Genomic DNA, 12,830 nt, shown 5'->3' with positions numbered 1-12,830 from the left:
GGCTACTTGCCGCTCAAGTTATTTACTTTTTCTTTCTTTTACGGCCTTGACCTTGTTGCTTCTTCGCAATGCCTTCATAATACTTTTGCTTTTGTTTTACTTCTTTTTTCTGACCCGGTTTAGAAGGACTCTCAGTTGAGCGTCGTCCAGAACCTTCTTTACGGTTTGAAGAATTCTCAGAAGTGCGTTTTCCTGAACCATCTTTACGGTTTGCATGGAAAACTTTAGGCGCTTCTTTACGTGTGCGTTGGAAAGCTTTAGTCATTCCTACGATTTCAAAATCAATTGCAGATTCTTCAGGTTTAACAGCAGTAACACGAACGGTCACTTCATCACCGATGCGATACTGTTTGCCTGCACGCTCACCTAACATCATCATTTGACGATCATCAAATCTGTAATAATCATCCGTCATATTACTTACATGGACAAGACCTTCAATGGTATTTGGCAATTCAATAAACATTCCGAAGTTTGTGATTGAGCTAACAATCCCTTCGAACTCTTCACCAATTTTGTCTACCATAAATTGTGCCTTTTTCAATGATTCAGTATCGCGTTCTGCTTCCACTGCACGACGTTCACGATCAGAAGTATGGTCGGCAATTTCAGGCATAACGGCATCCCAATGAGCGACGGTCGGTTTCGATACATCTCCATTAATTAAATACGTGCGAATCAATCTGTGCACAATTAAATCCGGATAACGGCGTATCGGTGATGTGAAATGTGTATAATAATCCGTTGATAAACCAAAGTGACCTAGACTCTCAGAGTAATAACGAGCTTGTTGCAATGAACGAAGCATCATCGTTGAGATTACGGGTGCTTCTGGTAATCCTTCAATAGCCTCTACGATTTCTTGTAAAGCTCTTGGATGAATCTCATTACCAGATCCTTTAACAACTAAGCCGAAGTTTGTTATGAATTCGAAGAAGCGTTGAAGTTTTTCAGGTTTTGGATCTTCGTGTATACGATAAATGAATGGTACTTCCATCCAGTGGAAATGTTCAGCTACAGTTTCGTTTGCTGCTAACATGAACTCTTCTATCAATCGCTCAGCAACAGTACGTTCTCGAATTACAACATCTGTTGGCCATCCTTCATCGTCCACAATGACTTTTGATTCTTTAAAATCAAAATCAATTGCTCCACGTTTTGCCCGTTTTTCTCGCAAAATATCAGCTAGTTCAACCATAAGGTTAAACATAGGTACTAAATCACGGTAACGTTCTATTAATGCTTCATCTTTTTCTTCAACAATCTTAAAGACATCCGTATAGGTCATGCGTTCTTTCGTATTAATTACACTTTGGAATATTTGGTGCGAGACCACGTTTCCAGTGCCATCAATAACCATTTCACATGATAAAGTTAATCGATCTACTTGAGGATTCAAAGAACAAATACCGTTAGATAAACGGTGTGGAAGCATCGGAATGACTCGGTCTGTTAAATAGACACTTGTCGCACGATCATACGCTTCAGTGTCCATTGGTGAACCTTCAGTAACGTAATGGCTAACGTCCGCAATGTGAACGCCAAGTTTATAGGTGCCATCAGGATTTTTCGTAACTGTTACAGCGTCATCCAAGTCTTTTGCGTCTGCTCCGTCAATCGTTACAATGACTTCATTTCGCAAATCACGTCGACCCTCTAAGTCAGCCTCATCAATTTCATCTGGTACAGCATTGGCTTGATCGATGACTGGTTGTTGGAAATCAATTTCAATACCATGTTTATGGATGATTGATAAAATATCAACACCTGGATCATTTTTATGACCAAGAATTTGTGTAACCATACCAGTTGCAGATTTACGACCTTCTGGCCATCCTGTAATTTCTACAACTACTTTATGTCCATCAATCGCACCAAGTGTATCTTCTTTTGCGATAAAAATATCCATTGAGATTTTTTTATCATCTGGAAGCACAAAGCCAAAACCTTTATTGTCTTGGAACTGACCCACCACTTTAGAAATACCACGTTCTGCAATTTTCGTAATGGACCCTTCACGACGGTCTCCTGAACTTGCACTTGAAACACGTACTAGAACGATATCGCCGTTCATTGCCCCATTTACTTCAGTAGGTGGAATAAAAATATCATCCATACCTGCTTCATCAGGTGCAACGAATCCAAATCCTCTAGCATGTCCAATAAATTTACCTCTAAGTAAATTCATTCTTTCAGGAACACCATAGCGATTTGATTTTGAACGAATCACAAAACCTTTTTCTTCAAGACGAACTAACGTCTTAACTAACTCTTTAAATTCATCTGCATCTTCAAATCCAAATTGGCTTTCAATTTCTTGAACAGTCAATGGATGATATTCTTCTTCACGCATGAAATCAAGCAAACGTTGTTGTAAGTTTTGTTCCATCTTTCATCCCTCCTTTTTATAGCGTGTGCGAGTGAGACGGTTTTTACACCTGCCACTCTAGCGTCTGTAAAAATTCTAATATGTCTTCATGTAATTGCTCTTTTTCTTGATCGAGTGTTATTACATGACCTGATTTCTCATACCATTTTAACCGTTTTTCAAATGACTCTGCCTCATCATGTATAATATTAGCTGAGTTCACTTCAATAACGCTATCTTGACGTCCTTGCACAACAAATAAAGGAGCATACACATGATCCACATGGTCACGAACGTCATAAACTAGGTTTCGCAAATCTGATAGTGAATCCATCGACTTACTTTGAAGAGCCTTTACTTCTTCTTCTATAAGCGATATGTCTTTTCCTTCATAACGCTTATAATCTCTTGCATATTTAATAACACCTTCATACATAAGTTCTGTCGTTTTCATCGACATGGGTGCACACATCGTCACAATTCCCTTTACAGGTACGGTATACCCTAATTTTATTGAAAAGACACCGCCTAATGATAATCCAGCAACCGCAATTTCTTCATAGCCTGCTGCCTTTAATTGATCATAGCCGCGCATAACATCTTTCCACCAATCAGTTGGTCCTGTCTGGATTAATTCTTCTGGTGGTACTCCATGACCTTTATAATGAGGCGCCAGTGATGTATAGCCGTTTTTTTCTAAAAAGCGACCAAGCATACGCACATCTGACGAATTCCCCGTAAATCCATGTAACAATAATACGGCTCTTTTACCCGCTTCAAAAAAGAACGGTTTGGGTTGCGCGATTCGCATTCAAAAAACCTCCAATAATAGAAATTGCAAAGCATACCTTTAGCTCGACTTCAACGCTGAAGCTACGAAACGCACTGGTGCTTGGAACTAGGCCATACCTATTATACTTTTTTGCATTAATATCCAATGTATCCCATTTAATAATCAATATAAGAAAACGCCTAACCAGTTCAGTCGGTCAGGCGGTTCGTATGTTGATTATAATTTGGTTACGGCAATTGCCAGAATAAAAAATAACACAGCTAATACAATCGTTATACGGTGCAAGACAAGATCAATTCCTCTTGCTTTTTGCTTTCCGAAAAGTTGCTCAGCTCCGCCCGAGATGGCACCTGATAAACCTGCACTTTTCCCTGATTGTAACAACACAACAACGATTAATGCTAGCGAAACGATGACGAGTAAAGTCAATAACAACGCATGCATTTGTTCCACCTCCTGATCAGAAACATCACAACAAGAACTATTTTACCAAATTATAGAGACAAGTACAATAAGCTGAGAAAAATACATGAAGAATTCTGTCAGATAATTTGTTGTCTTTACACTTTTACATTGATTTTGGCTGTGAAGTGCCTTTAATCGACTTCAAAGAGAGTTTATTTAACTAACTCCAAAACTTTAAAAAGAGCCGCACTTCCTTATAGGAGTGTGCGGCTCTTAACTTTATTTTTTCAAGTTATAGAAAGTTTTCATTCCTAAGTATTGAGCAGTTTCGTATAGTTGGTCTTCAATACGAAGTAATTGATTGTATTTCGCAACGCGGTCAGATCGTGACGGTGCACCCGTTTTAATTTGGCCAGCATTTGTAGCAACTGCGATATCAGCAATCGTTGAATCTTCAGATTCACCAGAGCGATGAGAAATTACGGTTGTATAACCAGCACGTTTCGCCATTTCAATCGCATCAAATGTTTCTGTTAATGTACCGATTTGGTTTACTTTGATTAAGATTGAGTTCCCAACGCCTTCTTCAATCCCTCTAGCAAGTTTCGTAGTGTTTGTAACGAATAAATCGTCACCTACAAGTTGAATACGATTACCTAAGCGTTCTGTCAATAATTTATGACCAGCCCAGTCATTTTCATCTAATCCATCTTCAATTGAAACGATTGGGTATTTATCGCAAAGCTCTTCATACCAGTTAACCATTTCTTCAGATGTTTTTACGATGCCTTCGCCAACTAGATGATATTTACCATCTTCTTTATTGAAGAATTCAGATGAAGCAACATCCATCGCTAGTAAGATTTCTTCTCCTGGTTTGTATCCCGCTTTTTCAATAGCAGTCAAAATTGTAGTAATAGCTTCTTCATTTGACGCTAAGTTAGGAGCGAATCCACCTTCATCGCCTACGGCTGTGTTCAATCCTTTATCTTTCAATACTGATTTCAAGTTATGGAAAATTTCAGCGCCCATTTGAAGTGCTTCACGGAAAGTTTTTGCCCCTACAGGCATGACCATGAATTCTTGAATATCAACATTGTTATCAGCATGTTCCCCACCGTTTAAGATATTCATCATTGGAACAGGAAGTTGTTTCGCGTTAAATCCACCTAAGTATTGATATAACGGAATATCCAAGTAGTCAGCTGCTGCATGTGCAGTGGCAAGTGAAACTCCAAGAATTGCGTTAGCGCCAAGTTTGCCTTTGTTTTCTGTACCATCTAATTCAATCATCGCTTGATCTATTGAAACTTGATCTAAAACAGTGAATTTTTCTTCAAGTTCTTCTGCAATCACTACATTAACGTTTTCAACGGCTTTAAGCACACCTTTACCAAGGTAACGACTCTTGTCTCCATCACGTAGTTCTACGGCTTCATGCTCACCAGTAGATGCGCCTGAAGGTACAATTGCACGGCCAAATGCTCCGCTTTCTGTAAATACTTCAACTTCAATTGTTGGATTTCCGCGAGAATCTAATACTTCACGAGCTTGTATTTGTGTAATGATTGGCATGTTTAAATCTCCTCAGCTTTCAGTAATGTTTTACCTGTCATTTCAGGCGGTTGACTAATTCCTAATAAGTGTAACATGGTAGGCGCAAGATCTGCTAAGATACCTTCTTCACGTAATTCAATTCCATTTTTCGTGACAATCACAGGTACAGGATTCGTTGTGTGCGCAGTCATAGGTTGACCTGCAATCGTTAAAACTTCATCTGAATTACCATGATCTGCTGTGATAATTGCTGCTCCACCTTTAGCAATTAGTGCGTCAACAATGCGGCCTAAACATTCATCAACTACTTCAATCGCACGAATTGTTGGCTCGAGCATACCGCTATGACCGACCATGTCGGGATTTGCAAAGTTTAATAAAATTCCATCAAATCGATCAGAAGCAATGGCTTCAAGCAAAGCGTCGGTAACTTCATAAGCACTCATTTCAGGCTGTAAATCATACGTTGCGACCTTTGGAGAGTCAATTAAAATACGTTCTTCACCAGGAAAACGTTCTTCTCGGCCTCCACTCATAAAGAAAGTAACATGAGGGAACTTTTCCGTTTCAGCAATGCGCAATTGAGTTTTCCCATTATTTGCAAGAACCTCACCCACGGTGTTAATCAAGTTGTCACTTTTATAGGCAACAGAAGCCAAAACTTCGTCACTATAAGATGTAAATGTCACAAACTTTAAATCCGTTGGGTGTTTAGAGCTTAAAGAAAATGCTGGATTACAACTTGGATTTGTAAAGACAGATGATAATTGAATCGCTCTGTCCGGTCTGAAATTAAAGAAAATCACGGCATCCTGTGAATCAATCGTCGCAACGGCTTTTCCTTGTTCTTTAATGACAAACGGCAAGACAAATTCATCTGCTATTTTGCTATCATAAGAAGCTTTCACTCCTTCTGCAGCTGATGTAGATATTTCTCCAACCCCATCCACTAAAGCACGATAAGCTTTCTCTACTCGTTCCCATCTACGATCTCGGTCCATTGCATAATAACGTCCACTAATAGTCGCAAACTTTCCTACACCAATCGTAGACATTTGTTTTTCGGTTTCTTCAATATAAGAAAGTGCTGTTGATGGGCCAACATCGCGACCATCTAAGAATCCGTGTACAAACACATCTTCTAGTCCTTGTGCTTTCGCCAACTTCAACAATGCAAATAAATGCTCGTAATGCGAATGAACACCACCGTCAGACAACAAACCCATTAAATGAAGTTTTGATCCATGAGCTTTCACATGTGCGATAGCTTCCATAAAGGCGGCATTTTGAAAGAAATCCGCATCAACAATCGATTTGTGAATTCTAGTTAAATTTTGATACACAGTTCGTCCTGCACCAATATTTAAATGACCCACTTCTGAATTTCCCATTTGCCCTTCTGGAAGTCCCACTGCATTTCCAGAAGCAATTAAAGACGCATGTGCATAAGTATTCCAGTAACGATCAAAGTTCGGTTTTGTCGCTTGTGCCACTGCATTGCCAAAAACTTCACTACGTAGCGCAAAACCATCCAGAATAATTAGAGCGACTGGAATTTTAGACATTGGCACCAGCCTCCAGTAATTTTAAGAACGATCCAGATTGTAAGCTTGCGCCACCGACAAGTGCTCCATCGATATGCTCCATAGTTAATAATTCTTCAATATTCTCGGGTTTGACAGAACCACCATACTGAATTCGAACTGCCTCAGATACTTCTTGTCCAAATAAAGACTCTACTTTAGAACGAATCGCACCACATACTTCATTGGCATTTTCAGAAGTTGCTGTTTTACCTGTCCCGATTGCCCAAATTGGTTCATATGCAATAACCGTTTGTTTGACTTGAGCTTCAGTCAAGTTAGCAAGTGCTAATTCTACTTGACCTTCGACTTTAGAAGCTGTGTTGCCTGCTTCACGCTCTTCAAGTGTTTCACCAACGCAAACAATAGGAGTTAATGAATGCGCAAATGCTGCATGCACTTTCTTATTGACCGCTTCGTCTGTTTCATTAAAATATTCACGTCGTTCTGAGTGTCCTAAAACTACATATTCAACACCTAAGTCTGCTAATTGAACTGGGCTAACTTCACCAGTAAAAGCCCCTTCATTTTCAAAGTGCATCGTTTGAGCACCTACATGTACAGCTGATCCAGATAATGATTGTGTTAACTGTTCAAGAAAAAGTGCCGGTGCACAAATCACTGTATCCACTTTCACAGAATCTGGTGCTAATCCTTTTACTTCTTCAGCAAATTGTTTCGCTTCAGATAAAGTTTTGTACATTTTCCAGTTACCAGCAATAATGGGTTTTCGCATGCGAATTCCTCCTTAGTTTTGATCGTTTAGTGCTACAACTCCAGGTAAGTCTTTACCTTCCATGAACTCTAATGAAGCTCCGCCACCAGTTGAAATGTGATCCATTTTATCAGCTACATCAAATTTCTCAACAGCAGCAGCTGAATCGCCGCCACCGATGACTGTATAGGCTTGTGTGGCTGCCATAGCGTTTGCAACACCCTTCGTTCCTTGTGCAAATGGTGCCATTTCAAATACGCCCATTGGACCATTCCAAATAATTAGTTTTGAATTGGCAATTACGTCTGCATATTGAGACGTTGTTTTTGGACCAATATCAAGACCCATCCAATCAGAAGGGATTTCATCAATGTTCACTACTTTTGTTTCAGCATCTTTTGAAAACTCACTTGCAACAACTACATCCATAGGCAAATATAAATTCACGCCTTTGTTTTTTGCTTTTTCAATAAACGATTTGGCTAAATCAATTTTGTCTTCTTCTACTAATGACTTTCCAATATCGTAGCCTTGTGCTCTCGAAAACGTATAAGATAAGCCCCCACCGATTAACAGATTGTCGACTTTGTCTAATAAATGATCGATGACACCAATTTTATCTTTTACTTTTGCTCCGCCAATAATAGCGGTAAATGGTCGTTCTGGTTCAGACAAAACTTTACCTAGAACGTCTAATTCTTTTTCCATTAACAATCCTGAAACTGCTGGAATGTATTTCGCGATTCCTTCAGTTGAAGCATGTGCACGATGTGCTGCTCCAAAAGCATCATTTACAAAGACATCTGCTAATTTAGAGAATTGTTCTGCTAAAACTGAATCATTTTTTTCTTCACCTTTATGGAAACGGACATTTTCAAGTAAGACGATGTCGCCTTGATCCATGCCGGCAATAGCATGTTCAACCGACGCTCCAATTGACTCGTCTAATTTTTGAACTGGTTTATGTAATAGCTCACTTAAGTGTTCACCCACTGCTGTTAAGCGTAATTCTTCTGTAACTTCCCCTTTTGGACGACCCATATGACTCGCTAAAATTACTTTTGCACCTTTTTCCACTAAGTGTTGAATAGTAGGGAGTGCAGCACGAATTCTAGTGTCATCTGTAATTTTCCCGTCTTCCATTGGCACGTTGAAATCAACGCGGCAGAAAACCCGTTTACCTGCTAAGTCTAATTGTTGCATTGTCTGTTTTTGTTTCATGAAGAATCTCCTCCTTCGGCATTAAAAAAATAAGGAACGGAGGGTACCTCCGTTCCTTTTACCCAACTCTATTATAGAGGTTAATGATAAGATCCGCTACTTTAGCCGGACAGCGTCCCCTCTTATAAACCTTTGCTTGACATGTGTAATGCAAGGTCGATACAACGCGTTGAGTAACCAGTTTCATTGTCATACCAAGACAATACTTTAACCATATTTTTCTCAAGAACCATTGTAGACAATCCATCTACAGTTGATGAAGCAGCATTGCCGTTATAGTCACGAGATACTAAAGGCAATTCATTGTATTCTAAGAAACCTTTTAATTCGTTTTCAGATGCTGATTTAAGTGCAGCATTTACTTCTTCAGTCGTTACATCTTTATTGAGTTCTACGACTAAGTCAACAAGTGATACGTTTGGAGTTGGTACTCGAACAGCCATACCATCTAACTTGCCTTTTAATTCTGGAAGAACTAATGACACTGCTGCTGCAGCTCCTGTTGAAGTTGGAATCATTGATTCAGCTGCCGCACGAGCACGACGGTAATCTTCATGTGGTAAATCTAAAATACGTTGATCGTTTGTGTATGAATGAATAGTTGTCATCATACCACGTCTAATTCCAAAGTTTTCATGAAGAACTTTTGCAACTGGCGCTAAGCTATTTGTTGTACAAGATGCGTTTGAAACTACATGATCCGTTTCTGGGTTATATGTTTCGTGATTAACACCCATAACGAAGGTAGACATTCCACTCTTACCAGGTGAAGAAACGATAACTTTTTTAGCACCTGCTTCAATGTGTTTTCCAGCAGATTCGTTGTCGCGGAAAATACCTGTTGCTTCAATAACAATATCAATTTCAAGGTCTTTCCAAGGCAATACTGAAGGATCTTTTTCTGCATAGACACGTACTTGTTTGCCATTGACAATTAAGTAGTCGCCTTCAGATGATACTTCTGCATCGAAAATACCGTGTACTGAATCATATTTCAGTAAATGTGCTAACATTGCTGCATTTGTTAAATCGTTGATTGCTACTACTTCTACTCCGTCACGTGTTAATGCCTCGCGGAATACTACTCGCCCAATACGTCCGAATCCGTTAATCGCTAATTTTAAAGTCATTTAAATTTCCTCCTAATTTTCATTTATCATAAGTTGAGTTATTTTTTTCGCGGCACCTTCATCGGTAATTAATACCGTTTGATGTGGTGCATGTTTTAAATAAGATAGTATGGCAGACGCTTTAGAAGCTCCACCCGCTACTGCCAATAAATGTCGGGCATGTTTGAGTTGTTTTAATTGAATCCCTACCGTACGTATTCGATGAACAGCTTTACCTTGTTCATTAAAGTAATAACCAAAAGCTTCTCCCACAGCTTGCTTATGCAAAATGATATCGACTTCCTCGTGACCTGAATTACGACGTTTTGCCATTTCTTTTGCGTCCCCAATACCGTGAATGACAATGTTTGTCTTATCATATAGATCCATCATTTCTTTTATGACTGGTTCTTTAATCATTGTCTTGTATGCTGTTTCACTTAAATGATCGGGTAAGTACAGCGTTCGTGACGTTCCACTTGCTTGGGTAGCGAAGGCGGATGCAATATGATTTGCTTGTAATTCCACGTTTTCCCCAATCCCACCTCGTGCTGCGACAAAGACTAAACTCTTTGGCTTAATATGCACCGATAAGTGATTGGCAATAGCTGCTATCGTACTGCCACCAGTAACAGCAACAGTATCTTGATCTTTAGATAACAACTCAAGCTGTTTTGCTGCTTCTTGCCCTATCAAGGATTTGGCAGGAGTTTCGATTTCACTGTCACCTGGAACAATAATAACTCGAGCTAATTTAAATGTTTTTTCAAGTTGTTTTTCCATATCGTACAATCCAGACCATTCATGAACCAAATCTTTTAAAGTTTCTAATACAATATTACCTTCATGTGTAATTTCCATTCCATTAGCCAACACTTGAATTAATCCTTGCGCTCTCAAAATGTCTAACTCTCTTCTCGTCTCACGTTCAGTGGAATGGACGATTTCACTTAATGCTCTGCGTCCGATTCCGACTGACAACTGTATCGTCATCAATAATCGATATCTTTTTTGGAGAAGAGTCGTCATTTCTGGTAACAATTTCTGTTGTGCTGTTAGTAATTGTTCCATTGCATTCTCCCTCTTAGAAAAACACTATTGCTCCATGTTGGTACATGATGCTGTTTATTCAATTACTACTTGTAAATCAACACTTCAATAAGTGGTGGGACGTTTTTTGTCCCGGTGTTATAATTAATGTCCCACTTGTATTATTAATATACTCCTCTTTCAAAAAAAGTGCAAATAAAAAGACGTTTAGGAAGTAAACGCCTCTAACAGTGTAGGATAATCAATCCGACCTTCTTGAATAATCTGTCCCTTACTCTCAATGACAGGAATACGAAGTAGATATTTCTCGTGAAGTTCATCATCCTCTTCTATGTTGATTTCTTCAACGTCTAAGTAAATATCTTCCTTTACTAATTCCAGCATTAGTCTGGCTTCCTCACACAAAGGACAGTTCGATCGCGAATAAAATTGAACTTTCATTATAAATCCTTCCTTTCAAATCGTTTTCTTTTTGAAGAACTAAAGATGCCAAGTTGTTCTCTATACTTTGCAATTACGCGTCGTGATAAATGTATTCGTTCTATTGAAAGTAAACCTACAATGCTTTGATCGGATAAAGGCTTGTTCTTTTCTTCATGTTCAATAAAAAATTGAATTCGTGCTTTTACATGAGCTGCGGATACATCATCAACTGATGGTTGTGAAAAAAAAGACTTTAATGCTACGATTCCCGTTTGCGTTTGAAGGTATTTCTCTCGAACAGCCCGACTAACAGTTGACTCGTGAATTTCTAAACGTTCTGCTACATCTGTCATAGTCATTGGAACTAAGTTTGATGTTCCATGAGTGAAATATTTTTGTTGACTATGGACAATTTCATGAATGATTCGTTGCAAAGTCGATTTACGCCACTTCAGTTGAATAGCCATATTCTCGACTTCTTTCGTTTTATTAAGCACATATGTCTTTGTCTCATCGTCAATTTGGGATGACAAGGTTTGTGAATAGGTTTTATCCACGTGTGCTTGAGGAAAAGCGTGACCATAATAAACGATGGTAAACTCTTCATTCTCAAATGATACATAGGCATCTGGTTGAATGTATGCTACCTGGTGTTGTGTAATTAATTGTAAAGGTGATGTAGAAAAATTTGATAACGTATCTGCAATTTGTTGAATTTCTTCTAATGATATATGTATTTTTTTCGCAAGCTCTTTCCATTTTTTCGAGATAAACAAGTCGAAATGATTGGTAACAACATGGATTGTTTCCGAAGATAGGTCATGATACTTCGCTTGCAAGATAAGTGAATGTTGTTTTGAAAATGCTCCAATGCCAATTGGCTCACATCCATGAATGACAGCAATTGCTTGTTGAATTATACTTTCCGGTTTATTCGTCCAACTTGCATACTCTGCTAGGGTACCAGTCAGGAATCCGTATTCATCCAAATCATCAATGAGCCAGTGAATCACATAGATGAGCTCATCTGTTAAATGAAAGTCGAGCAATTGTGCGTAAAGTAGGTCTTTATAAGAAGAATGGCTCGCTTGTTGTTGAACCATTTGTGGTGAAATGAGGGTTGGACCTTTTGATCGTACTTTCAACCACGGGTTCTCATCTTGCTTCTCTCTTAGAAAATGTTCAAGTTCATACGTTGAGAAATTTAGGATTTCCAGTGATTGACGCAACGATTGAGTCATTGCTAATTTTTGTGTTTGCATTTGCAATTGACTTAGACGTTGTTCCATTCAAATCCACTCCCCATTTCTATTATACGAGACAAGCTTTCCAGAGTGAAATATGAAGATAAATAAATCTTCTGTTTCTAATGTGCGATTTATAACATTTAATTTACCCCTACTTAAGAAAAACCGGGCAAAGTGCGCCCGGTTCTTTTAAGAAGAGTAACCATAGTAGCCTGTTGATTTCCGCTACGGTGGACGCTTTTCGCGGGCATGACTTCAGTCTCCTCGTCACTGTAAAAACATGTGCTCCTGCGGTTACTCGTCGCAAAGATATTGGACGAATGACAGTTCGTCCAATATCTTTCCAGCGGGATAAGCGG

At 39.0% G+C, this 12,830-nt stretch carries 11 protein-coding genes; all 11 read right to left on the bottom strand.

The genetic code is table 11. From position 1 onward, the window contains the following. Positions 1–22: 22 nt before the first annotated feature. The 11 genes from rnr to rpoN all read right to left on the bottom strand — a co-directional run bounded on the left by rnr (position 23) and on the right by rpoN (position 12,513). Positions 23–2,389 carry a ribonuclease R gene (rnr, locus tag ACFPYN_RS08365; protein WP_377733525.1) on the bottom strand — a complete coding sequence of 789 codons (2,367 nt, stop codon included), beginning with the start codon at positions 2,387–2,389 and terminating at the stop codon, positions 23–25. Between the two features lie 43 nt (positions 2,390–2,432). Then, positions 2,433–3,179, bottom strand: coding sequence for an alpha/beta hydrolase (locus tag ACFPYN_RS08360; RefSeq protein ID WP_377733523.1), 747 nt, complete (start codon positions 3,177–3,179; stop codon positions 2,433–2,435). A 198-nt stretch (positions 3,180–3,377) separates the two neighbouring features. Further along, positions 3,378–3,605 carry a preprotein translocase subunit SecG gene (gene secG / locus ACFPYN_RS08355; RefSeq protein WP_377733522.1) on the bottom strand — a complete coding sequence of 76 codons (228 nt, stop codon included), beginning with the start codon at positions 3,603–3,605 and terminating at the stop codon, positions 3,378–3,380. Positions 3,606–3,845: 240 nt separating this feature from the next. Then, positions 3,846–5,141 carry a phosphopyruvate hydratase gene (eno, locus tag ACFPYN_RS08350; protein WP_377733521.1) on the bottom strand — a complete coding sequence of 432 codons (1,296 nt, stop codon included), beginning with the start codon at positions 5,139–5,141 and terminating at the stop codon, positions 3,846–3,848. 2 nt (positions 5,142–5,143) lie between these two features. Beyond that, positions 5,144–6,688: a 2,3-bisphosphoglycerate-independent phosphoglycerate mutase gene (gene gpmI / locus ACFPYN_RS08345; RefSeq protein WP_377733519.1), complete on the bottom strand. Its 1,545-nt coding sequence runs from the start codon at positions 6,686–6,688 to the stop codon at positions 5,144–5,146. Beyond that, positions 6,681–7,442 (bottom strand): triose-phosphate isomerase, encoded by a 762-nt coding sequence (gene tpiA, locus ACFPYN_RS08340; RefSeq protein ID WP_377733517.1) that lies wholly within the window; start codon positions 7,440–7,442, stop codon positions 6,681–6,683. The genes gpmI and tpiA overlap by 8 nt, the downstream gene beginning before the upstream one ends. A 12-nt stretch (positions 7,443–7,454) precedes the next feature. Beyond that, complete coding sequence (locus ACFPYN_RS08335; RefSeq protein ID WP_377733515.1) at positions 7,455–8,642, bottom strand: phosphoglycerate kinase; 1,188 nt, start codon at positions 8,640–8,642, stop codon at positions 7,455–7,457. A gap of 122 nt (positions 8,643–8,764) precedes the next feature. Then, positions 8,765–9,772 carry a type I glyceraldehyde-3-phosphate dehydrogenase gene (gene gap / locus ACFPYN_RS08330; protein ID WP_377733514.1) on the bottom strand — a complete coding sequence of 336 codons (1,008 nt, stop codon included), beginning with the start codon at positions 9,770–9,772 and terminating at the stop codon, positions 8,765–8,767. Between the two features lie 12 nt (positions 9,773–9,784). After that, a complete protein-coding gene (locus ACFPYN_RS08325; RefSeq protein ID WP_377733513.1) occupies positions 9,785–10,822 on the bottom strand; it encodes a sugar-binding transcriptional regulator in 1,038 nt (345 codons plus the stop codon). Positions 10,823–11,008: 186 nt separating this feature from the next. Next, a complete protein-coding gene (locus ACFPYN_RS08320; RefSeq protein ID WP_377733512.1) occupies positions 11,009–11,242 on the bottom strand; it encodes a glutaredoxin family protein in 234 nt (77 codons plus the stop codon). Beyond that, a complete protein-coding gene (gene rpoN / locus ACFPYN_RS08315) occupies positions 11,242–12,513 on the bottom strand; it encodes an RNA polymerase factor sigma-54 (RefSeq protein WP_377733510.1) in 1,272 nt (423 codons plus the stop codon). Before rpoN ends, ACFPYN_RS08320 begins: the two co-directional genes overlap by 1 nt. Positions 12,514–12,830: the final 317 nt, after the last annotated feature.

The organism is Paenisporosarcina macmurdoensis (genome assembly GCF_042658845.1).
GTDB classification, from domain to species: Bacteria; Bacillota; Bacilli; order Bacillales_A; family Planococcaceae; genus Paenisporosarcina; species Paenisporosarcina macmurdoensis.
Note: the sequence above shows the minus strand (reverse complement) of the source record. Positions and strands in the feature narration are given on the sequence as shown.